At 57.2% G+C, this 453-nt stretch carries 1 protein-coding gene; it reads left to right on the forward strand.

Annotation, left to right across the window (positions count from 1 at the left end; genetic code table 11):
- Window positions 1-87: 87 nt before the first annotated feature.
- A partial coding sequence (locus ACTHUR_RS20630; RefSeq protein WP_440400660.1) for a CoA-binding protein occupies window positions 88-453 on the forward strand: 366 nt, incomplete at its 3' end.

A 453-nucleotide genomic window follows, 5' to 3' on the forward strand; every position in this document is an offset into this window, starting at 1 on the left:
GTTCATTTACACACGGCAACCCTTCCAACCCAAACCGCCCGAAAGGTCGTCTGAAACGCACCATCTACACACTGAAAAGGAGGCACCATGTCCGCCCAATCCATGTCCGGCTACTTCTTCATGCCCAACCACATCATCCTCGTGGGCGCGAGCGAACGCCCATACAGCTTGGGCGAACGCATCCTGAGCAACCTCCTGAGCGCACCGTTTCAAGGTCAAATCACACCCGTCAACCTCCGCCACCGCACGGTTGCCGGACTCACCTCCTACACCAATCTCAACAAAATCCCCGGCAGCGCCGACCTCGTCATCGCCGTAACGCCGCCTGACAGCTACGACGCCCTGTTTAAATCCTGCCGCAAAAAACAGTTCGGCCACATCATCCTCATCCAAGACTGGGAAAGCCTGTCCGACGACGAATGGCACACCGCCGAAGCCGCCATCAAAAAACAC

This window comes from Neisseria sp. P0021.S007 (genome assembly GCF_051956855.1).